At 69.1% G+C, this 26,102-nt stretch carries 25 protein-coding genes, 1 tRNA gene and 2 pseudogenes; 17 read left to right on the forward strand and 11 right to left on the reverse strand.

Annotation, left to right across the window (positions count from 1 at the left end):
- Positions 1-9: 9 nt before the first annotated feature.
- Positions 10-924 (reverse strand): zinc-binding dehydrogenase, encoded by a 915-nt coding sequence (locus tag J7I98_RS29085; protein ID WP_214928007.1) that lies wholly within the window; start codon positions 922-924, stop codon positions 10-12.
- Between J7I98_RS29085 and J7I98_RS29090 the strand changes: the two genes are divergently transcribed.
- Together J7I98_RS29090 and J7I98_RS29095 are read left to right on the forward strand one after the other, a co-directional pair.
- Positions 912-1,050 (forward strand) — tRNA-Met (locus J7I98_RS29090). The genes J7I98_RS29085 and J7I98_RS29090 overlap by 13 nt on opposite strands.
- A 226-nt stretch (positions 1,051-1,276) precedes the next feature.
- On the forward strand, positions 1,277-1,471 hold the full coding sequence (locus J7I98_RS29095; RefSeq protein ID WP_214928008.1) for a hypothetical protein: 195 nt from the start codon (positions 1,277-1,279) through the stop codon (positions 1,469-1,471).
- Between the two features lie 117 nt (positions 1,472-1,588).
- Here J7I98_RS29095 and J7I98_RS29100 read toward each other — a convergent pair whose 3' ends face one another.
- A complete protein-coding gene (locus J7I98_RS29100) occupies positions 1,589-2,491 on the reverse strand; it encodes a LysR family transcriptional regulator (RefSeq protein ID WP_214928009.1) in 903 nt (300 codons plus the stop codon).
- A gap of 131 nt (positions 2,492-2,622) precedes the next feature.
- On the opposite strand from J7I98_RS29100, the gene J7I98_RS29105 reads away from it, so the two are divergent.
- Positions 2,623-3,867: an RNA-guided endonuclease TnpB family protein gene (locus J7I98_RS29105; protein WP_214928010.1), complete on the forward strand. Its 1,245-nt coding sequence runs from the start codon at positions 2,623-2,625 to the stop codon at positions 3,865-3,867.
- A gap of 126 nt (positions 3,868-3,993) precedes the next feature.
- Positions 3,994-5,199 carry an MFS transporter gene (locus tag J7I98_RS29110; RefSeq protein ID WP_214928011.1) on the forward strand — a complete coding sequence of 402 codons (1,206 nt, stop codon included), beginning with the start codon at positions 3,994-3,996 and terminating at the stop codon, positions 5,197-5,199.
- A gap of 319 nt (positions 5,200-5,518) precedes the next feature.
- Here J7I98_RS29110 and J7I98_RS29115 read toward each other — a convergent pair whose 3' ends face one another.
- Both J7I98_RS29115 and J7I98_RS29120 read right to left on the reverse strand, forming a co-directional pair.
- Positions 5,519-6,025: a GNAT family N-acetyltransferase gene (locus J7I98_RS29115; protein WP_214928012.1), complete on the reverse strand. Its 507-nt coding sequence runs from the start codon at positions 6,023-6,025 to the stop codon at positions 5,519-5,521.
- 14 nt (positions 6,026-6,039) lie between these two features.
- A complete protein-coding gene (locus tag J7I98_RS29120) occupies positions 6,040-6,798 on the reverse strand; it encodes a hypothetical protein (protein WP_214928013.1) in 759 nt (252 codons plus the stop codon).
- A gap of 225 nt (positions 6,799-7,023) precedes the next feature.
- On the opposite strand from J7I98_RS29120, the gene gcl reads away from it, so the two are divergent.
- Positions 7,024-8,808, forward strand: coding sequence for a glyoxylate carboligase (gene gcl / locus J7I98_RS29125; RefSeq protein WP_214928014.1), 1,785 nt, complete (start codon positions 7,024-7,026; stop codon positions 8,806-8,808).
- Positions 8,809-8,942: 134 nt separating this feature from the next.
- A pseudogene (locus J7I98_RS29130) lies at positions 8,943-9,932 on the forward strand (reductase).
- Positions 9,933-10,389: 457 nt separating this feature from the next.
- Here J7I98_RS29130 and J7I98_RS29135 read toward each other — a convergent pair.
- The 3 genes from J7I98_RS29135 to J7I98_RS29145 all read right to left on the reverse strand — a co-directional run bounded on the left by J7I98_RS29135 (position 10,390) and on the right by J7I98_RS29145 (position 13,768).
- Positions 10,390-11,847 carry a catalase gene (locus tag J7I98_RS29135; protein ID WP_214928015.1) on the reverse strand — a complete coding sequence of 486 codons (1,458 nt, stop codon included), beginning with the start codon at positions 11,845-11,847 and terminating at the stop codon, positions 10,390-10,392.
- Between the two features lie 165 nt (positions 11,848-12,012).
- Complete coding sequence (locus J7I98_RS29140; RefSeq protein WP_214928036.1) at positions 12,013-12,912, reverse strand: 2-hydroxy-3-oxopropionate reductase; 900 nt, start codon at positions 12,910-12,912, stop codon at positions 12,013-12,015.
- A gap of 34 nt (positions 12,913-12,946) precedes the next feature.
- Positions 12,947-13,768 (reverse strand): TIM barrel protein, encoded by an 822-nt coding sequence (locus tag J7I98_RS29145; protein ID WP_214928016.1) that lies wholly within the window; start codon positions 13,766-13,768, stop codon positions 12,947-12,949.
- Between the two features lie 131 nt (positions 13,769-13,899).
- On the opposite strand from J7I98_RS29145, the gene J7I98_RS29150 reads away from it, so the two are divergent.
- The 7 genes from J7I98_RS29150 (at position 13,900) to J7I98_RS29180 (ending at position 19,919) form a co-directional block, all read left to right on the forward strand.
- A complete protein-coding gene (locus tag J7I98_RS29150; protein WP_214928037.1) occupies positions 13,900-14,151 on the forward strand; it encodes a hypothetical protein in 252 nt (83 codons plus the stop codon).
- Between the two features lie 77 nt (positions 14,152-14,228).
- Positions 14,229-14,549 (forward strand): helix-turn-helix domain-containing protein, encoded by a 321-nt coding sequence (locus J7I98_RS29155; RefSeq protein WP_214928038.1) that lies wholly within the window; start codon positions 14,229-14,231, stop codon positions 14,547-14,549.
- A 158-nt stretch (positions 14,550-14,707) separates the two neighbouring features.
- The gene (gene uraD, locus J7I98_RS29160) at positions 14,708-15,217 is read left to right on the forward strand and encodes a 2-oxo-4-hydroxy-4-carboxy-5-ureidoimidazoline decarboxylase (protein WP_214928017.1); all 510 of its coding nucleotides are present in this window, start codon (positions 14,708-14,710) and stop codon (positions 15,215-15,217) included.
- A gap of 8 nt (positions 15,218-15,225) precedes the next feature.
- A complete protein-coding gene (gene uraH / locus J7I98_RS29165; RefSeq protein WP_214928018.1) occupies positions 15,226-15,630 on the forward strand; it encodes a hydroxyisourate hydrolase in 405 nt (134 codons plus the stop codon).
- 7 nt (positions 15,631-15,637) lie between these two features.
- The gene (pucL, locus tag J7I98_RS29170; RefSeq protein WP_214928019.1) at positions 15,638-16,561 is read left to right on the forward strand and encodes a factor-independent urate hydroxylase; all 924 of its coding nucleotides are present in this window, start codon (positions 15,638-15,640) and stop codon (positions 16,559-16,561) included.
- A 232-nt stretch (positions 16,562-16,793) separates the two neighbouring features.
- The gene (locus J7I98_RS29175) at positions 16,794-18,179 is read left to right on the forward strand and encodes an 8-oxoguanine deaminase (protein ID WP_214928020.1); all 1,386 of its coding nucleotides are present in this window, start codon (positions 16,794-16,796) and stop codon (positions 18,177-18,179) included.
- A 291-nt stretch (positions 18,180-18,470) separates the two neighbouring features.
- Complete coding sequence (locus tag J7I98_RS29180) at positions 18,471-19,919, forward strand: nucleobase:cation symporter-2 family protein (RefSeq protein ID WP_214928021.1); 1,449 nt, start codon at positions 18,471-18,473, stop codon at positions 19,917-19,919.
- Between the two features lie 57 nt (positions 19,920-19,976).
- Here J7I98_RS29180 and J7I98_RS29185 read toward each other — a convergent pair whose 3' ends face one another.
- The 3 genes from J7I98_RS29185 to J7I98_RS29195 form a co-directional block, all read right to left on the reverse strand.
- Complete coding sequence (locus J7I98_RS29185) at positions 19,977-21,077, reverse strand: catalase family protein (RefSeq protein WP_214928022.1); 1,101 nt, start codon at positions 21,075-21,077, stop codon at positions 19,977-19,979.
- 117 nt (positions 21,078-21,194) lie between these two features.
- Entirely contained in the window at positions 21,195-21,638 is a 444-nt protein-coding gene (locus J7I98_RS29190) for a MarR family winged helix-turn-helix transcriptional regulator (protein ID WP_214928023.1), read from the reverse strand.
- Between the two features lie 55 nt (positions 21,639-21,693).
- A complete protein-coding gene (locus tag J7I98_RS29195; protein ID WP_308377988.1) occupies positions 21,694-22,503 on the reverse strand; it encodes a chitosanase in 810 nt (269 codons plus the stop codon).
- Between the two features lie 71 nt (positions 22,504-22,574).
- Here J7I98_RS29195 and J7I98_RS29200 point away from each other — a divergent pair, with 71 nt between their 5' ends.
- Both J7I98_RS29200 and J7I98_RS29205 read left to right on the forward strand, forming a co-directional pair.
- Positions 22,575-23,264: an alpha/beta fold hydrolase gene (locus J7I98_RS29200; RefSeq protein ID WP_214928024.1), complete on the forward strand. Its 690-nt coding sequence runs from the start codon at positions 22,575-22,577 to the stop codon at positions 23,262-23,264.
- A 130-nt stretch (positions 23,265-23,394) separates the two neighbouring features.
- Positions 23,395-24,396, forward strand: coding sequence for a fibronectin type III domain-containing protein (locus J7I98_RS29205; protein ID WP_214928025.1), 1,002 nt, complete (start codon positions 23,395-23,397; stop codon positions 24,394-24,396).
- Here J7I98_RS29205 and J7I98_RS29210 read toward each other — a convergent pair.
- Positions 24,393-25,190 carry an inositol monophosphatase family protein gene (locus J7I98_RS29210; protein ID WP_214928026.1) on the reverse strand — a complete coding sequence of 266 codons (798 nt, stop codon included), beginning with the start codon at positions 25,188-25,190 and terminating at the stop codon, positions 24,393-24,395. The two genes, J7I98_RS29205 and J7I98_RS29210, sit on opposite strands and share 4 nt — an antisense overlap.
- Between J7I98_RS29210 and J7I98_RS41435 the strand changes: the two are divergent.
- Both J7I98_RS41435 and J7I98_RS29215 read left to right on the forward strand, forming a co-directional pair.
- Positions 25,165-25,463: pseudogene (locus J7I98_RS41435) on the forward strand (LLM class flavin-dependent oxidoreductase); the annotation flags it as partial. The gene J7I98_RS29210 and the pseudogene J7I98_RS41435 sit on opposite strands and share 26 nt — an antisense overlap.
- A gap of 56 nt (positions 25,464-25,519) precedes the next feature.
- Positions 25,520-25,894, forward strand: a complete 375-nt coding sequence (locus J7I98_RS29215) for an RICIN domain-containing protein (RefSeq protein ID WP_214928027.1) — start codon at positions 25,520-25,522, stop codon at positions 25,892-25,894.
- The last annotated feature ends 208 nt before the right edge of the window (positions 25,895-26,102 follow it).

The raw sequence follows: 26,102 nt of genomic DNA on the forward strand, positions 1-26,102 counted from the left end.
GATCAGCGGTCAGGGGTTGTCGATACGGACGACCAGTTTGCCGACCGAGCGGTTGTGTTCCATGTCGGAGTGCGCTTCGCGGATGTCTTCGAGGCGGTAGACCTGCGGCGGACCGAGTGCGATGCGTCCGTCGGCGATTTTGTCGAGGCAGTCCTGCAGTACGGCGGCGGGGAGGTCGGTGGACTTGCCGCCGTAGCCGGTCAGGCGGACCCCGTTGGGCAGGTAGCCGATGGGGTAGAAGTCCGGCACGGTCCATTCGTTGGACAGCATTCCGGTGAAGCAGACCGTGCCGTGGACGCGGGTGGCGGCGAGAGTGTCGGGGAGGGTGGGGGTGCCGACGAGTTCGACGGCCGCGTCGACCCCGCCTGGCACGATGTCCCGTACATCGTCGGAGATGCGTCCCGTGTCGACCAGGACATGATCGGCGCCGTGCTCGGTCAGCGCCTTGGCCCGGTCGGCCTGCCGGGTCGTGGACAGGACAATGGCACCCATGTCCTTGGCGAGCGCCGTGGCGGCGAGCCCGACGGACGACTTGCCGCCGCGCACGAGGAGGGTCTGGCCGGGGCGCAGATCCAGGCCGGTGGTGAGCGAGCCGTACGCCGTCTGCAAGGTTTCGGGCACCGCGCCGATGACCTCCCATGGGAGGTCCGACCGGAACGGGATGACCTGGCCGCGCGGCACGACCGTGTATTCGGCGTAGCCGCCGTCGAATGTGCGGCCCATGCCGCCGATCATCGTCGCGACCTGTTGTCCGGTCCTGAACTCGCCGTCCGGATCCGCGTCGACCGTGCCCACGCATTCGATGCCCGGTACGCGCGGGAAGGTCACTCCTTCCGCGAGGCCGAGGCGGGTGTGCAGCTCGGAGCGGTTCAGGCAGAAGGCGCGCACCGCGATACGGATCCAGCCTGGCGGGGGCTGTGGCATCGGCAGTTCACGGAGGTGGAGGTTCTCGACCGGCCCCGGCCCGGTCAGGACTGTCCCGCGCATACGCGTCTCGCGACCATCGGACTCATAATCCGTCGGCTGTGGGTTCGAGTCCCACCCGCCCCACTTCGCCTCCCGCGCAGAACGATCTGGCCTGTGGAAACGCGGGTTGGAGGGGTGTTTTGCGTGAGGCGTTTACCTCACATCGGTGAGGCGGAGACGTCTCTGTGCGCCTCACCGGGCCCCGATCCCCTCGCGAACTGGGGCTTTAGGGCCTCACCTTGGTGGGATCCGTGGTTGACGGTCCCACGGCCCCTTTGGGGCACCCCGCCCTGCAGCGACCTCCGGGGACATGGAGCTGTGCCACCAGTACGGCATTCCTCACTCGCAGTTCACCGCGGCGGGCGACGGCCGTTGGACGGCCTTGGACCGGGAAACGGCCCTGTCGTATCTGGCGTACACGCGCACGGTACGCCAGGGCTGCGGTACGCGGGTGCCGGAGCGGGACGCGCAGGTTGGGGGCGACCACTTCGCGTACATCCCGTAGACGAGCCGCTGCCCAGGCTGCGAGTTAATCGAGATGGAACGGGAGCAGGTACCGGAAGGGCCTGAGGGGCGCGGGGTGAAGATCGGGCTTCGGGAAGGACGGCAGAGGGTTTCGCGGTCAGGCCGCCGGCCCGGCGGTCTCGGTGACCGCCAGCGCGAAGGCCTCCGCCTGCGTGGAGGGCCGGGTGCGGTGACGGATGAGGCCCAGTTCGGATTCCGGCAGGCCCTGCACCGCGACGAAGGTGAGGGAGTCGCGGCGCCCGTGGTAGTCGGCCGTGGACCGGCACAGCAGCATGGCGCCCCGGTTGGCCGCCGTCAGACTCAGCCCTTCCTGGAGCGTGTTGACGGTGGGTCCGGTCGGCACGGGGAGGCCGCCCGGGGTCAGGCCGGGGGCCTGGGCCCGTCGCCAGTACTCGGGGGCGCCGCCGTCGATGCCGATGAGTCGGCAGTCGGCGAGTTCCTCGGCGGAGAGCGATTCCCGGGCGGCGAAGGGGTGCCGGACGGACACGGCGAGGGTCTGCGGCTGCCGGGAGAAGACCGGGCCGAGGACGAGGTCGTCCTCGGCGACCGGCAGCAGGACCACCGCGCAGTCCACCTCTTGGCGGCGCAGCGGCCCGAAGGGGTCGGAGAGCGGGATCTCGACGATCTTGATCGCGCAGTCGGGATGCCGGTCCCCGAACAGGGCGATTGCCCGGCTGAGGTAGTCGTCGACGGTGCCCTGGAAGCCGATGCGCAACTCCCCGCCCATGCCCTGTGCGGCGGCCCGCGCTTCGTCGACCGTGGCGCGCAGGGCGTCATACGCTGGGCGTAGGCCCGCGAGGAAGCTCTCGCCGAGCGGGGTCAGGCGCACCCGGCGGCTGGTGCGTTCGACGAGCGGGGCGCCGATGCGGCTCTCCAGGGAGCGCAGCAGCTGGCTGACCCGACTCTGGGACACATACAGCCGCTCGCCCGCCCGTCCGAAGTGCAACTCCTGGGCGAGTACGAGGAACGTCTCCAACTCGCGTATCTCGACACCGCTCATCGGCTCTCCTTCGTGGATACCCCCGGCTTTAGCCGGGGGAGGAAGCGAAGCTCCTGCGGAGCAGGGCAGGGAAAGCAGTTTCGCCTCCAGGGCGGAACGGCGTTGTCAGTGGCGGCCGGTAGGTTGATCACATGCATCTGCGGTACTCCTTCCGGATCGATCCGAGTCCGGGTCAGCACCTCACGCTGGCCCGGACGTTCGGCTGTGCCCGGGTGGTCTACAACGATGCGCTTGCAGCTAGGAAGGCCGCGTACGCGGCGGACAAGTCGCGTATCCCCACGGGCGAGCTGGCCCGGCGGGTGATCACCCAGGCGAAGAAGACACCGGAGCGGTCGTGGCTCGCTGAGGTGTCCGTGGACGCGTTGCAGTCTTCTCTTCGGGATCTCGATACCGCGTACGCGAACTTCTTCGCGTCGGTGACCGGGAAACGGCGTGGCCGTCGGGTGGGTCTGCCGGTGTTCAAGTCGAAGCGGGAGAACCGGCAGTCGGTCCGGTTCTCGAAGAATGGATTCCGGCTCCGTGACAACGGCCTGCTGAACCTGGCGAAGATCGGGGATGTCCGGGTCCGCTGGTCTAGGCCCCTGCCGTCCGCCCCGTCGTCGGTGACCGTGATCAAGGATGCGGCCGGCCGGTACTTCGCGAGCTTCGTTGTGGAGGTCGAGCCGTCGGATCTCGCCCCGGTGGAATCCGAGGTCGGTATCGACCTGGGTCTGACCACATACGCGGTGCTCTCCGACGGGAAGACGATCGACAATCCCCGCTTCCTGCGCCGCGCGGAGCGCCAGCTGAGGAAGGCTCAGCAGACGCTCAGCCGGAAGGCGAAAGGCAGCAAGAACCGGGCCAAGGCCCGCATCAAGGTCGCCCGCGCCCATACGCGGGTGGCTGACGCGCGGCGGGACTGGTGCCACCAGACGGCTTCGAGGCTGATCCGCGATAACCAAGCGGTCTACCTCGAAGACCTGGCGGTCTCCGGTCTCGCACGTACCCGCATGGCCAAGTCCGTCCACGATGCCGCGTGGGGCACCTTCCGCCGTGTACTGGAGGAGAAAGCCGCCCGGTACGGCCGCCACGTCGGCGTGGTGTCGCGGTGGCTGCCGTCGTCCCAGACCTGCCACCTGTGCTGGGTCGTGGACGGGAAGAAACCCCTGCACGTCCGTGAGTGGACGTGCGGCGGATGCGGAGCCCTGCATGATCGTGACCTCAATGCGTCGCGTGTGATCCTCGCCGCCGGACAGGCGGAGAGGCTAAACGCCCCTGGAGGACCGGTAAGCCCTGGCGTGGAAATCCCACGCCAGGCCCGGCCCGTCGAACGGGGAACCCACCCGAAGGCCCAGCCGGTCACAACCGGCAGCCAGGCGGGAATCCCGCTGCTTTAGCTGGGGGAGGATGTCAAGGTTCCCTTTCCACACCGCCGCTCCGCGCGGTCGATCCAGTAGCCCCGCTTATCGAAGGATGAGGGATCCGCCGTTGTTCCCGCAGGTCGGGGCGGGTTGGCTGGTCGCATGGCACAGACTGAGGAAATTGCAGACACCACCGGAGTGCCGGAGCGATCCGCGATCCGCGGCTGGCTGGGCGTCGCGGCGGTCGCGAGCGCGACGTTCACGGTGGTGACGTCCGAGATGCTGCCCGTGGGCCTGCTGACGCCCATCGGGGACGTGCTGAAGGTGACCGAGGGCACCGCCGGACTGACCCTGACCATCACCGGCCTGGTCGGCGCGGTGTCCGCGCCGCTGCTGATACCGCTGTTGGGGCGGTTCGACCGGCGGACGGTGCTCTGTGCGCTGATGGCGGTCCTGACGGTGGGCAACCTGCTCGCGGCGTGGACGCCGAACTTCGCGGTGATGGTGGCCGCCCGCGTTCTGGTCGGCATCGGCATGGGCGGGGTGTGGGCGATCGCGGCGGGCCTGGCGGTACGTCTGGTGCCGCCGAAGTCGATCGGCTCCGCGACCTCGCTGATCTTCAGCGGTATCGCGGTGGCGTCGGTGCTCGGCGTCCCGGCGGGTACGTACATCGGCGAACTGGCCGACTGGAGAACGGCGTTCGGGACCGTGGGCGCGCTCGCGCTGGTGGTACTGGTCGCCCTGGCGGTCCTGCTGCCGCGGCTGCCCGCCGAGCAGGAGGTGCGGCTCAGCGGTGTGATGCGGCTGTTCGGCGAGGAGCGGGTGCGGACCGGACTGGCCGTGGTGGCACTGCTGGTCACCGGTCACTTCGCCGCCTACACGTACGTGCGTCCCGTACTCGAGGAGGTCTCGGGGGCGAGCGCCGGGATGATCGGCACGCTGCTGCTGGTGTACGGAGTCGCCGGCGTGGCGGGCAACTTCGCGGCGGGCGCGGGCGCCGGCCGGTCCCCGCGCTCCACCCTGCTGGTGATCAGCGCGGTACTGGCGGCCACGGTCGCGCTGGTACCGGTGCTCGGCGGCTCCGTCCTGACCGCCGGTGTGCTGCTCGCCGTCTGGGGACTGTCGTACGGCGGTGTGTCGGTCAGTACCCAGACCTGGCTGCTGGCTTCGGCTCCCGAGGCGCGCGAGGCCGCTTCCTCGCTGTTCGTGGGCGTGTTCAACGGGGCGATCGCCCTGGGCGCGCTGGTCGGCGGGCTGGCCGCGGACGGCGCCGGGGTCACCGCGGTGATGTGGCTGGGCGGCGGGCTCGCCGTCGCGGCCCTCGCGGTGACGGCGCTGGGCAAGGCGCCCTCGTCCGGGCGCCTCTGAGACCGGGCCCGGCGCCCACCCCCGGGCCGCGTCACCCCGATCCCCGGGTCGGCGGGGCCGGGCGCCGGGCCCACGACCGGCCGGACGCCGCGGGACGGTCCGGACGGCGCGGGCGGTACGGGCGGGCCTGCCCGTACCGCCCGCGGTGGTCAGCCGTCGACGGCGGCGAGGAACTCGGCAACCGCGAAGGATCTACAAAGGCCAATCACAGGCATACCCTCTGACCTGGACAGACAGCGAAGATCAGGCAACAGCGACAAGGGCCGACACGATCACCAAAGGACTTGCTTCCCCCTTGACCTGTCTGACCTGTCACCCGTTACAGCTCGCGCCGCATGCACACCCGCGGCCAGCGGTCGAGGCCGTGCGCGGCTTCGTCGCGCCTGATCTGCCGTAGTCCGTCCGTCAGTTCGGCATCGGCGAGTGTGCGGAAGCCTATCCGGGCGTAGTACGGGGCGTTCCAGGGAACGTCGGCGAAAGTGGTGAGGGTGAGCGCCGTCAGGTTCTGGTCGACCGCGTGGGTTGCGACATGGCTGATCAGGGCGCGTCCCACGCCGCGCCGGGCGGCGCAGGGGTGGACCGAGACCTGCTCGATGTGTGCGGCGGCGTCGACGACATCGGCGATCAGGTAGGCAATGGCCTTGTCGCCGGTGTCCGCCGCCACCCAGGCGCGGCCCGCGTCGAGATAGCGCTCCAGCACTTCGATCGCGGGCGGGGCGTCGTCGGCGATCTCTGCCATGCCCAGCGTTCGGAAGGGCTCGCCTGCGGCACGCTCGATGTCCTGGAGCGTGGGGAGCTCTGCGGTCCTGGCGGGACGTATATGCATGGGGGGAGTATCGCTCAGGCGCCTGTGCTGATCAGCTCGTCGGCCGGGCGGTTGACCGGTTGCGGCGTACCGGTGAGGTCCATGACGAAGAGCGGGATGCCGAGGTCGTCGGCGCGGGCCCGGGCGTCGTCGGCGTACCCGGCGAGGGAGAAGAACACGCTCACCGCCGACGCGCTGAGCCCGTTGAGCCACAGGCACTCGACGTCGCGCAGATTGGCGGGGCGGGTCGTCGGGTCGACCTGGGCGACCAGGCCGGGGGCGCGCAGGTCTATGCCGGACGCGGGCCGCTCGGGGGACTGCATGATGTCGCGGAATCCGAGCCACTTGAGGTAGAGCGCGGCCGCGGTCACCGCGTCCCGTGCGGTCCTGATCGTCATCGGGCGGAACTTCGGACGCGGGGGAGCCGAGGTCGGCGGCAGTGGGATGTGTGGGGGATGTCCGGCCGTGGGGCCGGATCCGTCGGCTCTTCGACTGCCCGGGGCGGCGGCCGACGGGGGCGGGGGGTTGCGCGGCACGGGCCGTACCGGAATGCGCAGCACCGCACCGCAGGCGCACCCCAGCTCGGGCTGCGGCCACTGGTCCTGGCGGCCGCAGGAGCCGCAGCGGACGGTGACCCATGCGTCGGTCCAGGTGCGGTGTGTGATCCGCTCCGGGGCCGCGCCCCGTAAGAGGGGCGGCGCCAGCGGCTCCCCGCATGCGCAGGGGAAGACCGGTGGCGTGAATGCGTGCTCGCGACGGCATGCCGGGCAGCGCACCGGCACGTTCTCTCCCATGACCGTCCCCCTCGGACCGTCGGGTGCTGTGACTGCGGTACGTGGTCCATGGTCCACCAACAGCGATGCCTTGGGGAGGGACTTCCGTCATTGCCGCTCTTGACGCACGCAAGAGCTCACCCTAGATTGCTTCCGTATAGCAGAAGTGCACTTCCGCATTATGGAATGACGCTCACCGGTCGACACAGGTGAGGTCACTCCGCCAGCCGACGCAGGAGTTACCCCATGGCTCGTATGACCGCTGCCGCTGCCGCAGTTGAGATCCTCAAGCTCGAGGGTGTCGAACAAGCGTTCGGCGTTCCCGGTGCTGCGATCAACCCCTTCTACCGCGAGCTCAAGAACGTGGGCGGCATCAAGCACACGCTGGCCCGCCACGTCGAGGGTGCTTCGCACATGGCCGAGGGCTACACGCGGGCCAAGGCGGGCAACATCGGTGTCTGCATCGGTACCTCGGGCCCGGCCGGCACCGACATGATCACCGGCCTGTACTCCGCGATCGCGGACTCCATCCCGATCCTGTGCATCACCGGCCAGGCTCCGGTCTCGAAGCTCCACAAGGAGGACTTCCAGGCCGTCGACATCGCCTCGATCGCCAAGCCGGTCACCAAGAAGGCCACCACCGTCCTGGAGGCCGCGCAGGTCCCGGGCGTGTTCCAGGAGGCCTTCCACCTGATGCGCTCCGGCCGGCCGGGCCCGGTCCTGATCGACCTCCCGATCGACGTCCAGCTGACCGAGATCGAGTTCGACCCGGAGACCTACCAGCCGCTGCCGGTCTACAAGCCGCGCGCCAACCGCGCCCAGGCCGAGAAGGCCCTGCGGTTTCTGCTGGAGTCCGAGCGCCCGCTGATCGTCGCCGGTGGCGGCATCATCAACGCCGACGCCTCCGACCTGCTGGTCGAGTTCGCCGAGCTGACCAACATCCCGGTCATCTCCACCCTCATGGGCTGGGGCACCATCCCGGACGACCACGAGCTGAGCGCCGGCATGGTCGGTGTCCAGACCTCGCACCGCTACGGCAACGCGACCTTCCTGGAGTCGGACTTCGTCCTCGGCATCGGCAACCGCTGGGCCAACCGTCACACCGGCTACAACCTCGACGCCTACACCAAGGGCCGCAAGTTCGTCCACGTCGACATCGAGCCCACCCAGATCGGCAAGATCTTCGCCCCGGACTTCGGCATCGCCTCCGACGCCAAGGCCGCACTGGAGCTCTTCATCGAGGTCGCCAAGGACCTCAAGGCCGAGGGCAAGCTGCCGGACTTCTCCGCCTGGGCCGAGTCCGCCCAGGAGCGCAAGGCCACCCTGCAGCGCCGTACGCACTTCGACAACATCCCCATGAAGCCGCAGCGCGTCTACGAGGAGATGAACAAGGCCTTCGGCCCGGAGACCCGCTACGTCACCACCATCGGTCTGTCCCAGATCGCCGGTGCGCAGATGCTGCACGTCTACAAGCCGCGCAACTGGATCAACTGCGGCCAGGCCGGCCCGCTCGGCTGGACCATCCCGGCCGCGATCGGTGCCGCCACCGCGGACCCGGAGACCCCGATCGTCGCCCTCTCCGGCGACTACGACTTCCAGTTCATGATCGAGGAGCTCGCGGTCGCCGCGCAGCACAAGGTCCCCTACGTCCACGTCCTGGTGAACAACGCCTATCTGGGCCTGATCCGTCAGGCGCAGGGCGGCCTGGGCATCAACTTCGAGGTCAACCTCGAATTCGAGAACATCAACACCCCGGAGATCGGCGTCTACGGCGTCGACCACATCAAGGTCGCCGAGGGCCTGGGGGTCAAGGCGATCCGCGTCACCGACCCGAACGAGCTGGGTGCCGCCTTCGAGCAGGCCAAGAAGCTGGCCCAGGAGTTCCAGGTCCCGGTCGTGGTCGAGGCCATCCTGGAGCGCGTCACCAACATCTCGATGAGCAAGACGGTCGACATGAGCGACGTCACCGAGTTCGAGGAGATCGCGACCGAGCCGGGCCACGCCCCGACGGCGATCCGCCCGCTCGTCTGACGTACCTGCCCCAGGGCCCGGTCTGCTTCGGCAGGCCGGGCCTTCGGCGTACCCGTGTACGGGCGGTCGCGGCCGATTGCGCTGAGAGCGTGCGCGCGTTCCCAACGGGGTGATCACTCGGCAGAGTTGCGGGCATGAAGCTATTGATACTGGGTGGAACGGAATTCGTCGGCCGGGCTGTCACCGAAGACGCCCTGGCGCGGGGCTGGGACGTGACCGTGTTCCACCGCGGGCACCATGCGGCCCCGGCGGGTGTCGTCGCGCTGCACGGTGACCGTACGGCCCCGGACGGCCTTGCCGCGCTCGCGCAGGGGGAGTGGGACATCGTCGTCGATACGTGGTCGGGTGCGCCGTCCGTCGTACGGGACTCCGCGCGGCTGCTGGCGGGCCGGGCCGCGTCGTATGTGTACGTGTCCAGCGCGTCCGTGTACCGCTACCCGTCCCCGGCCGGGCAGGACGAGAACGGTGCCGTTGTCGACGGCTCGGCCGATGCGGGCGGGGACGTCGCCTATCCGCAGGCGAAGCGGGGCGGTGAGCTGGCCGCGGTCGAGGCGTTCGGGGAGCGGGCGCTGCTGGCGCGGGCCGGGCTGATCGTGGGGCCCGGGGAGAACATCGGGCGGCTGCCGTGGTGGCTCACGCGGATCGCCCGGGGAGGGGCTGTGCTGGCGCCCGGGCCGCGGGACTTGCCCTTGCAGTACATCGACGCGCGCGACCTCGCGGGGTGAATGCTGGACGCCGCTGAGCGGGGCCTGGGCGGCCCGTACAACCTCGTCAGCCCGCAGGGCCACGCGACGATGGGTGAGCTGCTGGAGGCGTGCGTACGGGTCACGGGAGCCGACGCGGAGCTGCGCTGGACCGAGCCCGGGGTGATCCTGGCGGCCGGCATCGAACCGTGGTCGGAGCTGCCGGTCTGGGTGCCGCCGGGCGAGCTGTACGACGCGCTGCACGACACGGGTGTGCGCAAGGCGGTGGAGGCGGGGCTGCGCTGCCGTCCGGTCGCGGAGACGGTGGCGGACACGTGGGCGTGGCTCCAGAAGCTGGGCGGGACGGCCCCCCAGCGCCCGGACCGCCCTGTGGTGGGCCTGTCCCAGGAGAAGGAGGCGGCGGTGCTGCTGGGCGCCTGAGAACGCCGAAGGGCGCGGAGTACGGGACCGTCCGTACTCCGCGCCCTGGTCGGGCGTGCAAAGAACCCCCGGGCACGAGCCCGAGAGGGGGAGAAGCCGCCCGGCGGCACGAGACTGGCGCGACATGACGTCCGTGCCGCCGGGCGGAGTTGTGGGGAGGAGCGCCCCGCCGGACGGAGTCCGGCGCAGCGGGCCGAAGCCCGCGGAGCGGTGCGCGAGGGGCGCACGCAGAGCAGAGACATGGGGGAAGGGGTTCCGCGGCGGGGGCGATGAGCTTGCGGGCGTTCTCCTCTCAGGTCGAGGAGAACGTTCCGTAAGCCTTGACCACCGCACTGGCTCGCACGCCGCCGCGGTACCCATTCCTGTCCGTGGACCCCGACCACCCCTCATCGGAGCCGGGGCACGGACTGCGCGGGGGAGTTGACCTCCCGTCAGCTCACCCGCGCGGTCTGTGCGCTCAGTCCTCGCGCAGTGCGCGGACCGCTTCCTCGACGCGCTTGCCGTACTCCGTGTCGGCGGCGTGGAAGTGCGCCAGGTTCTTCTCGATCACGTCGTCGCGGGTGACCTGCGAGAGGCCGCCGGCGATGTTGGCGATCAGGCGGGACTTCTCCTCGTCCGACATCAGGCGGTAGAGCTCACCAGCCTGGAAGAAGTCGTCGTCCTTGACGTGCGAGGGCGCGGCGTGCGTGCCGGTCCAGCCGGTCAGTGCCAGCGGCGCGGAGAGCGCCGAGTCCGTCTGGGCCGGGCCTTCGTACGAGTTGGGCTCGTAGTTCTTGTCGTGGCGCGAGCCGTTGCGCAGCGCCATGGCACCGTCGCGGCCGTAGTTGACGGCCTCCGTCGCCTTGGGGGCGTTCACCGGCAGCAGGGTGTGGTTCACACCGAGGCGGTAGCGGTGCGCGTCCGCGTAGGCGAAGAGACGGCCCTGGAGCATCTTGTCGGGCGAGGGGCCGATACCCGGAACGAAGTTGTTCGGGGAGAACGCGGCCTGCTCGACCTCGGCGAAGACGTTGTCCGGGTTCCGGTCGAGGACCAGACGGCCGACCCGCTGGAGCGGGTAGTCGGCGTGCGGCCACACCTTGGTGAGGTCGAACGGGTTGAAGCGGTAGTCCGCGGCCTCGGCGGCCGGCATGACCTGGACGTACAGCGTCCAGGACGGGTTGACGCCGCGCTCGATGGCCTGGACCAGGTCCGTCTGGTGCGAGTTGGCGTCCTTGCCGACGAGCTCGGCGGCCTGCTCGGACGACAGCGACCGGACACCCTGGTTCGTCTTGAAGTGGTACTTGACGAAGAAGGCCTCGCCCTGGGCGTTCGTCCACTGGTAGGTGTGCGAGCCGTAGCCGTTCATGTGGCGGTACGACGCGGGGATGCCGCGGTCGCCCATCAGCCACGTGATCTGGTGCGTCGCCTCGGGGGCGTGCGCCCAGAAGTCCCAGACGTTGTCCGGCTCCTGCTTGCCCGTGAAGGGGTCGCGCTTCTGGGAGTGGATGAAGTCGGGGAACTTGATCGGGTCCTTGATGAAGAACACCGGGGTGTTGTTGCCGACGAGGTCGTAGTTGCCCTCTTCGGTGTAGAACTTCAGCGCGAAACCGCGCGGGTCACGGACCGCGTCCGCGCCGCCGAGGCTGTCCGCGACGGTGGAGAAGCGGATGAAGGTTTCGGTCCGCTTGCCCACTTCGCCGAGGAAGTCGGCGCGGGTGTAGCCGGTGACGTCGTCAGTCACCTCGAAGTAGCCGTACGCGCCCGAGCCCCGGGCGTGGACGACGCGCTCCGGGATGCGCTCACGGTTGAACCGGGCCAGCTTCTCCAGCAGGTGCTGGTCCTGGAGGAGGAGCGGGCCGCCGACACCGGCGGAGGCGGAATTCTGGTTGTCGGCGACCGGGGCGCCTGACTCGGTCGTGAGCACACGCTTCGACATGGTGACCTTCCTGCGGGATCTGCTGGCGGCGTGAGGAGCGTAAGTACGCACACAACGTAACGTCAACAGTTTGTTGAAATTGAAGTGAGAGATCCGGGCGGCGGCAGCGCCTGGGCGCGACAGGACAGGTGTCAGCGCTGCCGCAGCCCGGGGTTCAGGGGGTGGTCAGCTCTGGACGGGCTGACCGGAGAGGCGCTCGACGGCGCGCAGCAGGGCGGAGTGGTCCAGGCCACCGTCACCCTGGGCGCGCAGCGAGGCGACCAGCTGGGCGACGACCGCGCCGACGGGGAGCGCCGCACCGACATTGCGGGCGGCGTCGGTGACGATGCCCATGTCCTTGTGGTGCAGGTCGATCCGGAAGCCGGGGGCGAAGTCCCTGTTGAGGAAGTTGGCCTTCTTGCGGGTCAGCACGGTCGAGCCGGCCAGTCCGCCGTTGAGGACGTCGAGGGCGGCGGTGAGGTCGACGCCGGACTTCTCCAGGAAGACCACGGCCTCGGCGCATGCCTGGATGTTGACCGCGACGATCAGCTGGTTCGCGGCCTTCACCGTCTGGCCGGAGCCGTGCGGGCCGCACAGCACGATGGTCTTGCCGAGCGCGTCAAGGACGGGCTTGGCGGCGTCGAAGTCGGCCTGCGAGCCACCGACCATGATCGACAGTACGGCCTCGATGGCACCGGCCTCGCCGCCGGAGACCGGGGCGTCCAGGACGCGCAGGCCCTTCTCGGCACCGGCCTTGCCCAGGTCGACGGAGGTCTGCGGGGTGATCGAGGACATGTCGATCAGGAGGGCGCCCTTCCTGGCGTTCTCCAGGATGCCGTCCGGGCCGTACGCGATCGCCTCGACCTGCGGGGAGGCGGGCACCATCGTGATGATGACGTCGGCGTCCTTGACGGCCTCGGCGATCGAGGACGCGCCCTTGCCGCCGGCGGCGACGAGGCGGTCGATCTTGGGCTGCTCCAGGGTGTAGCCGGTGACGTCGTAACCCGCCTTCAGCAGGTTCTCGGACATGGGGGAGCCCATGATGCCGAGGCCGATGAAGCCGATCTTGGGGAGGTTGCTCATGATGGGTATGCCTCTTTCAACACACAGGTAAAGATGGTCAGTTGGGGAGCCAGCCGAAGGCTTCGGCGCTCGGGCGGTCGCCGGGCTTGTACTCCAGGCCCACCCAGCCGTCGTAACCGGCCTTCTTGAGCTGGTCGAGCAGCTCCTCGAGCGGCAGGTTTCCCGTGCCGGGGGCGCCGCGGCCCGGGTTGTCGGCGATCTGCACGTGGCCGGTCTTGTCGGCGTACGACGTGATGACCTCGGGGAGGTCCTCGCCGTTCATCGACAGGTGGTAGAGGTCGAGCAGGAACTTGGCGTTGCCGAGTCCGCTGAGCGCGTTGACCTTGTCGACGACCTCGATCGCGGCCGGGGCGCTCACCAGCGGGTAGAGCGGCGACTCGGGCTTGTTCAGGGTCTCGACCAGGAGGATCGCTCCGACCCGGTCGGCCGCGCGGGCGGCCAGGACCAGGTTCTCCAGGGCGAGCTCGTCCTGGACGGCCGGGTCCACGCCGTCGACGCGGTTGCCGTAGAGCGCGTTGAGCGCCTTGCAGCCGACCGAGGCGGCGAAGTCTGCCGCCACGTCGATGTTGGCGCGGAAGCGGTCGGACTCCTCGCCGGGGACGGAGAGTGCGCCGCGGTCCGGGCCCGGCAGCTGCCCGGCGTAGAAGTTCAGGCCCACCAGCTGAGTGCCGGCGTCGTCGAGCGCCCGCTTGAGGGCGTCGAGCTCGGCCTGGTCGGGGGTGGGGGTCTCGATCCAGGGCCACCACAGCTCGACCGCGTTGAAGCCCGCCGCGGCGGCGGCCGCGGGGCGCTCCAGGAGCGGGAGTTCCGTGAAGAGGATCGAGAGGTTCACATCGAAGCGCTGGTCCGTGTAGCCCATGAGGGTTTCGGCGCTCCTTCCGTATCGCGGAAGTTATTTTCTGCCTGATGGAAGGTTGCCTGCTCGCGTCGAGGTCTGTCAAGAGGGAGCCGGGCAGGAGCCGCGGGCTCGCCAGTAACGTTGGCGGCATGGTGCGTTTGAGAGTGGAGTTCACGACCGAGCCCTTCGACCTGGACGAGGCGCCTCCGCATGCCCTGGCCGCCCGCGAGGTCATCCAGGCCGCCGAGCTGGACGCCGTGGATGTCGGCCCGTTCGGGAACACCGCGGAAGGCGGCGCGGACGCGGTCCTGACCGCCGTCGACGCGCTGCTGCGCAAGTCGCTCGATGCGGGAGCCACCCGGGTCTCATTGCAGGTCAACGTGATCGGGGAGGGCGAGAAGTGACGGATCTCAGCGGGCCGGGCGACCACTCCCTCACCGACCACCCCCTCATCACCGCGGTCAAGCCGCTGGTCGACGCCATGGGCGGCGAGCTGATGGTGCCGGAGCAGGCGCGCGGCGACGACGTGGTGCTGGCCTGGGAGGGCCGGGACGTCGTCGCCGTACGGCTTCCGCAGCTTTCGGACTCGCTCGACCACATCCTGGTGGCCATGGGGCGCCGTTACGGCATGCCTCTGGCCGAGCTCGACCGCAAGGAGAAGCAGTCGGTCGTACGGATACTTGAGGCGCGCGGCGCCTTCTCTGTGCGGCATGGCGTGGAGACCGTGGCCGGGGCCCTCGGGGTCAGCCGTTTCACTGTCTACAACTACCTGAACAGGGAAAACGCCGCCAAGAACGAGTAGTTGATCAAGGATTTTGATCGATCATTTCGATGGAGCCGCCGTCCGGACTGTCCGGACGGCGGCTTTTGTTTCGCGAAGTTTCAACAAAGTGTTGACGTGATGTTGTTCAGGGCGTTAGCTATGCGCAGCCCGTCCAGCACAAGGCCACGGAGGCTCCCGTGACTTCAGGTTCGACGCCGGGCCTAGCCCGGTTCAACGCCTCGGCAGACAGCGAGGCCTCCGCCACGCTCCACGAGGTGTGTGCCAGTCCGGCGTGGGGAAGCAAGCTGCTCGCCCAGCGCCCGTACGCCACCGCAGAAGCCCTCTTCCTCGCCAGTGACGCCGCCACGGCCGAGCTGACTACGAAGGATCTCTCCGACGCGATGGCGGGGCACCCGCCGATCGGCCGGCCGAAGCCCGGCGACCCGACCTCCTCCCGCGAGCAGCAGGGGATGGCCGGAGCGTCCGAGGAACTCAAGGTCGAGATGCTCGAACTGAACCTGGCGTACCAGGATAAATTCGGACATATCTTTCTGATCTGTGCCACCGGCGCGACCGGTGAGCAGATGCGCGACGCGATGCGAGAGCGGATCGGGAACTCGCCCGAGCAGGAGCGGGCCATCGTCCGCACCGAGCTGGGCAAGATCAACCGCATCCGGCTCGCACGCCTCGTAGAAGAAGGAGAGTGACCCGCGCCATGAGCACGGAAACCACCGCTTCGGTGTCCACGCACATCCTGGACACCAGCATCGGCCGCCCCGCCGAGGGTGTCGCCATCTCGCTGACTGCCCGCAGCGGCAGTGCGGCCGAGTGGGTGGCGCTCGGCGGGTCGAAGACCGACGCGGACGGGCGCTGCAAAGACCTGCCGGCTCTGCCGGAGGGCACCACCCACGTACGTCTCGACTTCGAGACCGAGGCGTACTTCCTGAGTAAGCACAACGACAACAAGCAAGCCGAGGCACAGCAGGACGCCCCCCGCGTAAGGGACAGCGGCGCGTTCTTCCCGGAGGTGGCGATCACATTCGCCGTCGTACCGGGCGAACACTTCCACGTACCGCTGCTGCTCAACCCGTTCGGCTACTCCGTATACCGAGGGAGCTAGCACCGACATGCCCACGATTCTCGGCCAGAACCAGTACGGCAAAGCAGAGAACCGCGTCGTCAAGATCACGCGGGACGGCGACACCCACCACATCAAGGACCTGAACGTCTCCGTCGCCCTCTCCGGCGACATGGACGACGTGCACTACTCCGGCTCCAACGCGAACGTCCTTCCCACGGACACCACCAAGAACACGGTGTACGCGTTCGCCAAGGAGTACGGCATCGAGTCCGCCGAGCAGTTCGGCATCCACCTCGCCCGTCACTTCGTGACGTCGCAGGAGCCGATCAAGCGCGCCCGGATCCGTATCGAGGAGTACTCCTGGGAGCGCATCGCGACCTCGGACAACAACTCGAAGTTCATCGGCTCCGACGAGGTGAACCACTCCTTCGCCCGCAAGGGCCAGGAGCTTCGCACCACGCAGATCACCTTCGACGGTGAGAAGTGGCAGATCATCTCCGGCCTCAAGGACCTCACGGTCATGAACTCCACCAACTCGGAGTTCTGGGGCTACGTGAAGGACAAGTACACGACGCTCAAGGAGGCGTACGACCGCATCCTGTGCACCGATGTCTCCGCCGCCTGGCGCTACAACTGGACCAGCGACGCCGACCGGATGCCCAACTGGGAGAAGTCGTACGCGCAGGCCAAGAAGCACATCCTGCAGGCCTTCGCCGAGACGTACTCCCTCTCGCTGCAGCAGACCCTCTACCAGATGGGTTCGCGGGTCATCAACAGCCGGAGCGAGATCGACGAGATCCGCTTCTCGCTGCCGAACAACCACCACTTCCTGGTCGACCTCGAGCCCTTCGGGCTGAAGAACGACAACGAGGTCTACTTCGCCGCCGACCGCCCGTACGGCCTGATCGAGGCCACCATCCTGCGGGACGGCGTCGAGCCGCAGATCCCGGTCGACATGACCAACCTCTGACACGGGCCTGAGCTGCGCCGCCACCGCCCTGACCCGGTGGCGGCGCACCAGACCGGAGGAATCCCATGGCAGCTCCCCCATGCCCGCCCCCGGCATCGGCGCCGGCGCCCCGGTCGCGGTCCCGCTCAGCCTTTGCTTCACCCATCTCGGCACCCGGAGCCACGCGGCTGCGGCACTCAAATCCCCCTAGGGTCCTGCCGTGCCCACACCACCGAGAGAAGTAGGACGCACCATGGCAGCAACGGCAGCCGCGCGCACCATCATCGAGAACTGTGCCATCGCCACCGTCGACGCCAACGACACCGAGTACGCCTCGGGCTACGTCGTGGTCGCCGGAAACCGCATCGAGTCGATCGGCGCGGGCAAGGCCCCGGAGGGCCTGGCCAACGTCGTACGCCGCATCGACGGCACGGGTCATCTGGTCACGCCCGGCCTGGTCAACACCCACCACCACTTCTACCAGTGGATCACCCGCGGTCTCGCCACCGACCACAACCTCTTCAACTGGCTGGTCGCGCTGTACCCGACCTGGGCGCGCATCGACGAGCCCATGGTCACGGCAGCCGCGCAGGGTTCGCTGGCGATGATGGCCCGCGGCGGTGTCACCACCGCGATGGACCACCACTACGTCTTCCCGCAGGGCTCGGGCGACCTGTCCAGCGCCATCATCGGCGCCGCCTCGGACATGGGCGTACGCTTCACGCTCGCCCGCGGCTCCATGGACCGCAGCGTCAAGGACGGCGGCCTGCCGCCGGACTTCGCCGTCGAGACCCTCGAAGGCGCGCTCGCCGGCACCGAGGCGACCGTCGACCAGCACCACGATGCGTCGTTCGACGCGATGACGCAGGTCGCGGTCGCGCCCTGCTCGCCCTTCTCCGTCTCCACCGAGCTGCTCAAGCAGGGCGCCGAGCTGGCCCGCCGCAAGGGCGTACGCCTGCACACGCACGGCAGCGAGACGGTCGAGGAGGAGCAGTTCTGCAAGGAACTGTTCGGCATGGGCCCGACCGACTACTTCGAGTCGACCGGCTGGCTCGGCAGCGACGTGTGGATGGCCCACTGCGTCCACATGAACGACTCCGACATCGCCGCCTTCGCCCGTACGGGCACGGGCGTGGCCCACTGTCCGTCCTCCAACGCCCGCCTCGCCGCAGGCATCGCCCGCGTCCCGGACATGCTCGCCGCCGGCGTCCCGGTCGGCCTGGGCGTCGACGGTACGGCGTCCAACGAGTCGGGCGAGCTGCACACCGAGCTGCGCAACGCGCTGCTGATCAACCGGCTCGGCGCGCACCGCGAGGCGGCGCTCAACGCCCGCCAGGCGCTGCGCCTGGGAACGTACGGTGGCGCCCAGGTGCTCGGCCGCGCGGACCAGATCGGCTCGCTGGAGGCCGGCAAGCTCGCCGACCTGGTGATGTGGAAGATCGACGGACTCGGCCACTCCACCATCGCCGACCCGGTCACCGCGATCGTCTTCGGCGCCGCGGCCCCGGTCACCCTGTCGCTCGTCAACGGCAAGCCCGTCGTCGAGGACAACCACCTGATCACGGTGGACGAGGACGCCATCGCCCGCAGCGCGCGGGCCGAGGCGCAGCGACTCGCGCGGATCGTCGCGCAGGGCTGATGTCCCCCGAAGAGTCCGGCTGAGGGGGACGGCCCTCAGCCGGCGGCCGTGAACCCGAGCGGGGTCCACGGCAGCTGTGCCCGGGAGCGCGCGCCCCAAGTGCCCGCGCTCCCGGGGACGGTGATCACCCCCCGGTCACCGTCCCTCGGTACGTCAAATTGGTACGTCTGTTGGTACGCGCCGCACCCCCCACGCGTCACGTATGTCTGCACCACCTGCTCCACGCACCACTCCGCACCACCTCCAAGACACCCACGTCCCCAAGGCGTGTAACCGACCGGAGGAACCGCTGTGGCCGCCAAGCCCAGGTTTCGCAAAGATGCAGCCGCCGAATCCGCCCCCCGGACCGATGACCGGGCCGATCCCCATCCGGTCGACGAGAAACTTCCGCCCGGCAAGATGTTCACCAGCGGCCTCCAGCATGTGGCCGCGATGTACGCGGGCGTGGTGGCTCCGCCCATGATCGTGGGGCCCGCCGTGGGCCTGGACGTCAAGGAAACGGCCTTCCTCATGGGGGCCAGCCTCTTCACCGCAGGCATCGCCACCCTCCTCCAGACCCTCGGGTTCTGGAAGATCGGTGCCAAGCTCCCCTTCGTCAACGGCGTCTCGTTCGCCGGAGTGACCCCGATGATCGCCATCGGCAAGGGCGAGGGCGACAACGCGATACCGATCATCTTCGGAGCGATCATCGTCGCCGGCCTGCTCGGTTTCATCGCGGCCCCCTACTTCGGCAAACTGGTCCGCTTCTTCCCGCCCGTCGTCACCGGCACCGTCATCACCCTGATCGGTGTCTCCCTGCTCCCCGTCGCCTTCAACTGGTCCCAGGGCGGCAATCCCCAGGCCGACGACTACGGCTCGATGACCAATATCGGCATGGCCGCCCTGACCTTGGTGATCGTCCTCGCGCTGCGCAAGCTGCTGCGCGGCTTCCTCCAGCAGATCGCGATCCTCCTCGGGCTGGTGGCGGGCACACTCGTCGCCATCCCGGTGGGCATCACGAACTTCGACGCCATCAAGAACGCCGACCTGGTGGGCTTCCCGACGCCGTTCCACTTCGGCGCCCCGCAGTTCGAGATCGCCGCGATCATCTCCATGTGCATCGTGATGCTGGTCTGCATGACCGAGTCGACGGCCGACATGCTCGCCCTCGGCAAGATCGTCGGCCGCCCGGCGGACGAGAAGACCATCGAGGGCGGACTGCGCGCCGACACCCTCGGCAGCGCCATCAGCCCGCTCTTCAACGGCTTCATGTGCAGCGCCTTCGCACAGAACATCGGCCTGGTCGCGATGACGAAGGTCCGCAGCCGGTTCGTCGTCGCCGCGGGCGGCGGCATCCTGATCCTGCTGGGCCTGTGCCCGGTGCTCGCCTCCGTCATTGCCCTCGTCCCGCTGCCGGTACTCGGCGGCGCGGGCATCGTGCTCTTCGGATCGGTCGCCGCGAGCGGCATCCAGACGCTGGCCACGGCCGCGCTGGAGAAGGGCGAGAACGCGCTGATCGTGGCGGCCTCGGTGGGCATCGGCCTCATCCCGATCGCCGCGCCGCAGTTCTACCACGCGTTCCCCGAGGACCTGCTCGTGGTGCTCGACTCGGGCATCAGCACCGGGTGCGTGGTGGCCATCGTCCTCAACCTGGCCTTCAACCACCTGGGCAAGAAGGGCAGTCGGGACGATGACGCGGCCGCGGCCGCGGACGCGGCTCATCCCGAGATCCCGGACCAGGTCCCGGCAAGCGCTCACTGATACGACGACATGTGGCGCGTACGGCACTGAAAGGTGCCGTACGCGCCACAGCCCGTTTCAGCCGAGCAGTTCCGCACTGCCCGCCGGCTCGCGCCGCGGCTGCCCGTTGATCCGGTGCCGCTCGATGGAGGAGCGCCGGTAGACCTCCTCGCGTACGCGCTGGATCTCGCCGATGGGCCGGTGGTCCTCACGCGTGCGCCAGGGAGTGATCGACGTACCGTCGGCGGCGGTCAGGTTCTCCTCGCCGCCGACGTTCTGCCGGGGGATATCGATCCGGGCGACCGTCACCCACGGCGACAGCTGCTCCGGCCACTCCACCGAGGTGTTGTCCACCGGCATCCGCGCCAGGTCGGTGTTGAGCTGCACCTGCAGCTCGAAGGCATGGTCGCGCTCGGCCGCCTCCGCCACGAGCGTGTTCCTGAAGGCCTCGCCGTCGGTGCTCACGTCGACCGTCAGGTGCGTGACGGGGGACGTGGGCACGGTTCGCACCTTGGCGATGTGCTCGCCGTAGCGGAAGGCTCCCATGCTGTTGTACGTGTACGAGAGCAGGTTCTGCCGCGGGACCTGCGTGAACGACAGCATGGCCAGCAGCTCGTCCCACAACCACTCGTCCGCGGTCTCCAACGTCCCGCGCCGGGTGAGGAATTCGCCCATCCACGACTTTCGCCGCGCGGGGTTCACCAGGGCGTCCGGCAGCTCGGCGAAGAGCTCCTCGATGATCATGTAGTCGTATGCGGTGTTGGCGAAGAAGACCTTGTTGTTGATCAGGTTCAGATCGAAGGTTGTCGCCTCGGCCTCGTCCGTCAGCAGGGAGGCGCCGGGCACGCCGAACATCTTGATCCCCATGCCGCAGGCCGCGCCGAGCAGCGAGTCCGCGCGCAGATGTCCGAGCCCGTTGGAGTAGCGCACCACGGCGTCGTACGCGCCGGGCTCGGCGAAGATGCCCTGGGCGTAGGGCTTCGGGATTTCACCGACGGTGACTGATGCCTTCATGAGCCCGTACGTCTTGCCGTGCGCGGTCCTGACCGAGCGGCCCACGCCCTGCCGCTCGACCGACTCGCGGGTGCGGCGCCCCACATTGCGTACGACCTCGTCCAGCTCTTCCTGGTAGGTGGGTCGTTCCACCGGGGCGTACGCCTCGTACCTGACGAATTCCATGCCGGGCTCTCCTTGCCTTGCGGGACGCTGTCCTGAAAGAAAGATAGCCTGCAATTCAATTGCGCACGATTTAAATGGGCGTGATGGTTGCCACTCGAGTGAACCCGGTGGCCCGGCTCAGCTCAGCCGGTCGGTCAACTCCCGCAGTCGGTCGCGGAGTTCGTCCGCCTCTTCGGCGGTCATGCCGTACGCCCGGCCCATGGCGCCCGGCACCTGCGCGGCGCTCGTGCGCAGTGCCTCGCCCTGCTCCGTCGCGGCCACGGTGATCGTCCGCTCGTCACCGGCCTGGCGTTCCCTCCGTACGAGGCCCGCCGTCTCCAGCCGCTTCACGAGCGGCGACAGCGTTCCGTAGTCCATCCCCAGTGCGGCGCCCAGCTCCTTCATGGGGAGCTCGCCGCGCTGCCAGACGGCCAGCATCGTCAGGTACTGCGGGTAGGTCAGCCCCAGTTCGGCCAGCACCGGCCGGTAGGCGGCGGTCACGGCGCGCGAGGCGGAGTACAGCGCGAAGCAGAGCTGGTCGTCGAGTGCCAGGGAACCCGCCGGGGGGTCGATCTCGTTCATGGCCCCATTGTCCGCTGGTGCGCCGGCCCCGGCGGCTCTGCTCGGCCGATCCCGGTCAGTCGATGAGGTACTCGTCGCCGTACACCTTCCAGCGCAGCGGCGTACGGAGGTCGAGCCTGCCCTCGCGGAGGAAGACCCGCTGGGCCGTTTCGATGCGGCTGGTGTCCGAGTGGGACGGCTCCCAGCGGATGGCCGCCACCCGGGCGTCGAGGAACGCCCCCAGATACACCTTCTCGTCGCCGCCGCGAGACGGCGGCTCGGCGTTCTCCATCGCTTTGCGGCGCATCGTACGGAAGCCGACGTTTCCTTCGGCGTCGCCGAGGCCGTGCATCACATAGGCGTCGAAGTAGATGAACTGGCCCAAGGCGCCGAGCCCGTCCTCCTTGGCCTGGGCGACCGCCGGATCGAAGTAGACCCGGTCCCGCTCCGCGTCCTGCGCCGTGCGGAACGCCGGATCCCCGGCGGCTCGCGCCCACGCCTCGGTGAACGGCCGCCCCAGCCCCTCGTGCGAATCGCTGCCCTTCACCGCGCGCAGGGCCGGAATGAAAGCCTCCAGTGGATTGCCGGGCTCGGCCTCCGCATAGCGCTGGACGACTTTCAGCATGTCGCCGCAGCCCGAGCAGAAGCCCATGATTCCGCCGGTGTAGCCACGGCCGTCGCCGATGTCCTCGATGTACTTGTACTGCGCCTTCCAGTCCAGCGAGGAGTTCTCGGCGCTGGAGACCAGCTGCATGGCGATGTCCTTCATCGCCGGATCGTCCAGCCCGCCGGCCGTGGCGCGAGGCTTTCCGTCGCCGGTGGGGACCGTACAGGCACAGAGGAGGAGGGCGAGCAGTGCGAGCAGGAGGCGGGTGGTCGGCTTCACGCCGTGACCCTTTCACTGACCTGGCCCCCGTGCGGTAGGGGCGCCCCGGTCAGGGCTGTAGCGTCAGGGGCATGAGTGATCACTCCGTAGTGGATGTCGGCGACGTACGGCTGGCCTATCGGGCCTGGGGCGATTCGTACGGAGCGCCGGTCGTGCTCCTGCACGGGCTCGGCTCGTCGGCGGCGAGCTGGGAGGAGGCCGGGCAGGCGCTCGGCGAGGAATGGCGGGTCTACGCGATCGACCTGCGCGGGCACGGCGAGAGCGACTGGCCCGACGAGTACTCCGTCGAGCTCATGCGGGACGACGTCCTCGGCTTCCTCGACGAGCTGGAGCTCGACCGGGTCGGCCTCGTAGGCCACGGCATCGGCGGTGTCGTCGCCCGTCTGCTGGCCCAGGAGAACGCGGACCGCGTGGAGCGGCTCGTACTGGAGGAGACCCCGCCGCCGTTCCCTGGCGACACGGAGCCGCCTCCGGTGGTGCGCCCCGAGGAACCGCTGGACTACGACTGGCCCGTCGTACCGGCCATCACCAGCGAGATCTCCGACCCCGACCCGGAGTGGCACGACGGCCTCGGCGAGATCGTCGCACCGACGTTGATCATCACGGGCGGCCCGGACAGTTCGATGCCGCAGGACCGGATGCAGGACATGGCCGCACTGATCCCGGACTGCCGCCTGATCACCATTCCGGCCGGCCATTTCGTACATGAGGAGCGCCCCCGCCCGTTCGCCCAAGAGGTCAGTGAATTCTTCAGCAGCTGATCGTCGGCGGATCTCCGGCGGATCTCCAGCTGAACTCTCAGACGATCTCCTGGGCCGTTCGGTTCATATCGCAGTAGTTCTTGCCGGGCGCGGCCATGCGTGACATACAGGTCTGGACCAATATCCCCGGATGAAGGGTCCAACCGTGCAACGCCCCACCGTATGCGCCGTGTTGACCTGCTCTGTCTCCCTGCTTCTTCTGCTCACAACGACGACCGCCTGCTCGGACGAACCCGACCGGGACAGCGAGAGTCCCTCCACGCCCGATGGGGTGACGGCGCAGGCGGGCAGCGCCACTTCCGTGCACGTCATGTGGGACCGGGCCTCCGACAACAAGGCGGTCACCCGGTACGAGGTCTACCAGAAGGGCGCCAAGGTGAAGACCGTGCCGGGCGCGCGGCACATGACCAACATCGACAGCCTGACGCCCTCGACCGCCTACAGGTTCACCGTCCGCGCCCGGGACGCCGCGGGCAATCTCTCCGCCCCCAGCAGTCCTGTCCCCGTCACCACACCCGCCCCTACGCCGGACGACCGGAAGGCGCCCTCCGCGCCGGTGGAACTACGGGGGCGGGCCGACGGGGGACGCGCGGTGAGCCTGACCTGGGGGCGGGCCGCGGACGACGTCGGTGTGACGTCGTACGACATCTACCAGGAGGACTCCCGGATCCACACCGTGCCCGGCACCGCCACGACGGCGCGGGTCAGTGGGTTGCGGCCCGGGACCGTCTACACCTTTACGGTACGGGCGCGGGACGCGGCCGAGAATTCCTCGAAGGACAGCAACGCCCTTGACCTGACGACGGCTTCGGCCCCCGGGGACGGCCCGTCCACCGCCCCTACGGCTCTGAAGGCGACGCCGCGCACGGAAGGCGGCGTACGCGGCATCGACCTTGCGTGGACGCCGCCACGCACGGGCGAGGAGGCGGTGCGTGAGTATCAGCTGTTCCTCAACGGGAAACTGGCCACGACCATCGTGTGGGGCGCAGCTCCGCCGACGGGCACGGCGACGTACCGCTTCACGGTGAGCGAGCCTGCCGGGACCCGCTTCAGCATCAAGCTCCGCGCGAAGCTGCCGGACGGGAAGTGGGGCGACTTCTCGGCGCAGCGGACGGTGGTGGTGGGCGGCTAGCGCTGCATCAGGATCGCGTGCACTGTGCGCCAGCTGTGCGCGTCCGCGGCGGCCAGGAGTCCGCGCTCGGCGTCGGTCGGACGGTAGGCGGTTTCGTCGGGGCGATGCGCGACGCCGCCCGCCTCGGTGAGGAGCAGCGCGCCCGGCGCGTGGTCCCACGGGAGCGTCCGCTGGTACAGGAGGAAGTCCTGTACGCCGTCCGCCAGCCGCGGATAGTCCACGCCGGCGCACTTGGCGCCCGGGCCTAGGGCCGCGAACCGTGAAGTCGCGGCCTGGACACGGGCTTTCGCCGCCGGGTCGAGGAATCTGGTCAGCGCCGCGCCGCGCATGTCGGCGGGGTCGGCGGGTGCCGGCGGCCGGTGGATCCGTATGCCATCCCGCCACGCCCCTGAGCCTTTCTCCGCTACGTACGTGCGCCCCTCGGCGGGCTGCACGATCCACGAAGCGACAGCTTGTCCGTTTCGTATCAGCGCAGCCATCACAGCGTATTCGGGCCGACCGGCGATGAAATTCGCCGTGCCGTCCAGAGGGTCGACCAGCCAGGCCGCCGGGGCGTCACGAAGTGCCGTGATCAGGCCGGGGTCTGCGGCGGTCGTCTCCTCGCCCACGACCGGGGCGTCGAGCACGGAGCGCAGGCGGCGGGTGATCAGTTCCTCGGCCTCGCGGTCGGCCACGGTGACCACCTCGCCGGAGGTCTTCTCCATAACCTCGCCGTCCGCCAGCGAGCGGTAGCGGGGGAGGATGGCCGTCGCCGCCGCTTCGTGCAGGATGTCGCTCACCGTGTCGATCCACATGATCAACAGGCTAGCCCGGGCAGCGGGCGAGGCGGGGCTGGAAGAGCTGTGGCTCTGGAGGGCTGTTTCCTGAGAGCGGCATCGCCAGTGCCGCCGCCCCTGCCTGGACCCGGCAGCCGCGCGCGGGGGTCGGCCTGCTGCCGGTGCCCGCTGTGGAACGTTGCGCTGACTGCGATGGAGCGCCACCCTGCACCGGCTGTCCCGGGGCGGGGCGTCCTGGGCGTCGGCCACGGCGTACAGGACTGGATGGAGCAGACCGGCGTACGAGTGGATCCGCTTCGATATCACCGAAAGCTGGCCGTGATCGGCTGTATGAGGGGGATTTTTCCATGCGCTTCAACGTCGCCAAGTCCGGACGCGCCCTGGGCGCCGGTGCCGCCGGCCTGCTCCTGTCCCTGACCCTCCCGGCCTCGCCCTCCGCCGCCGTGACCATCAACGAAAGGTGGGACACGGTCCTCAACCTCAACAGCAACAAGTGCCTGGAGGTCAAGGGCTGGAGCACCGCCAACGGCGCCTCCGTCGGCCAGTGGGACTGCACCGCCAACGCCAACCAGATCTGGGCCGCCCGGCCCTACGGGCAGGGCAACCTCATCTACAACCGTCACAGCGGTAAGTGCCTGGAGATAGCGGACTGGAGCACCGCCAACGGCGCCGCCGTCCGCCAGTGGGACTGCCACTACGGCAACAGCCAGGTCTGGCGCTGACCCGCACCGTCCCCGACCGACCGAGGCCGGCTGCCCCAACCTTCCAGGAGCGGGGCAGCCGGCCTCGGTCGTTTACGCCGGGTTCCGTCGTGGCGTCCCTGTGGCCGGGGCAAAAGTCGGGGCTACGGACGGCTCTGTTACAGGGAGGCGATCACTCTTCTGGGCTCGATCACTCGTCCCGGGTGGGCCAGCCACACTTCCTGACCGT

The sequence above is a fragment of the Streptomyces sp. ISL-98 genome (genome assembly GCF_018614055.1).
Lineage (GTDB): Bacteria > Actinomycetota > Actinomycetes > Streptomycetales > Streptomycetaceae > Streptomyces > Streptomyces spiramyceticus.

Bases quoted from the DNA above. Each gene is read 5' to 3' on its own strand.
- J7I98_RS29085 (WP_214928007.1), bottom strand. From the start codon at position 924: ATGCCACAGCCCCCGCCAGGCTGGATCCGTATCGCGGTGCGCGCCTTC.
- J7I98_RS29095 (WP_214928008.1), top strand. From the start codon at position 1,277: ATGGAGCTGTGCCACCAGTACGGCATTCCTCACTCGCAGTTCACCGCG.
- J7I98_RS29100 (WP_214928009.1), bottom strand. From the start codon at position 2,491: ATGAGCGGTGTCGAGATACGCGAGTTGGAGACGTTCCTCGTACTCGCC.
- J7I98_RS29105 (WP_214928010.1), top strand. From the start codon at position 2,623: ATGCATCTGCGGTACTCCTTCCGGATCGATCCGAGTCCGGGTCAGCAC.
- J7I98_RS29110 (WP_214928011.1), top strand. From the start codon at position 3,994: ATGGCACAGACTGAGGAAATTGCAGACACCACCGGAGTGCCGGAGCGA.
- J7I98_RS29115 (WP_214928012.1), bottom strand. From the start codon at position 6,025: ATGCATATACGTCCCGCCAGGACCGCAGAGCTCCCCACGCTCCAGGAC.
- J7I98_RS29120 (WP_214928013.1), bottom strand. From the start codon at position 6,798: ATGGGAGAGAACGTGCCGGTGCGCTGCCCGGCATGCCGTCGCGAGCAC.
- gcl (WP_214928014.1), top strand. From the start codon at position 7,024: ATGGCTCGTATGACCGCTGCCGCTGCCGCAGTTGAGATCCTCAAGCTC.
- J7I98_RS29135 (WP_214928015.1), bottom strand. From the start codon at position 11,847: ATGTCGAAGCGTGTGCTCACGACCGAGTCAGGCGCCCCGGTCGCCGAC.
- J7I98_RS29145 (WP_214928016.1), bottom strand. From the start codon at position 13,768: ATGGGCTACACGGACCAGCGCTTCGATGTGAACCTCTCGATCCTCTTC.
- J7I98_RS29155 (WP_214928038.1), top strand. From the start codon at position 14,229: ATGGGCGGCGAGCTGATGGTGCCGGAGCAGGCGCGCGGCGACGACGTG.
- uraH (WP_214928018.1), top strand. From the start codon at position 15,226: ATGAGCACGGAAACCACCGCTTCGGTGTCCACGCACATCCTGGACACC.
- pucL (WP_214928019.1), top strand. From the start codon at position 15,638: ATGCCCACGATTCTCGGCCAGAACCAGTACGGCAAAGCAGAGAACCGC.
- J7I98_RS29175 (WP_214928020.1), top strand. From the start codon at position 16,794: ATGGCAGCAACGGCAGCCGCGCGCACCATCATCGAGAACTGTGCCATC.
- J7I98_RS29185 (WP_214928022.1), bottom strand. From the start codon at position 21,077: ATGGAATTCGTCAGGTACGAGGCGTACGCCCCGGTGGAACGACCCACC.
- J7I98_RS29190 (WP_214928023.1), bottom strand. From the start codon at position 21,638: ATGAACGAGATCGACCCCCCGGCGGGTTCCCTGGCACTCGACGACCAG.
- J7I98_RS29200 (WP_214928024.1), top strand. From the start codon at position 22,575: ATGAGTGATCACTCCGTAGTGGATGTCGGCGACGTACGGCTGGCCTAT.
- J7I98_RS29205 (WP_214928025.1), top strand. From the start codon at position 23,395: ATGAAGGGTCCAACCGTGCAACGCCCCACCGTATGCGCCGTGTTGACC.
- J7I98_RS29210 (WP_214928026.1), bottom strand. From the start codon at position 25,190: ATGTGGATCGACACGGTGAGCGACATCCTGCACGAAGCGGCGGCGACG.
- J7I98_RS29215 (WP_214928027.1), top strand. From the start codon at position 25,520: ATGCGCTTCAACGTCGCCAAGTCCGGACGCGCCCTGGGCGCCGGTGCC.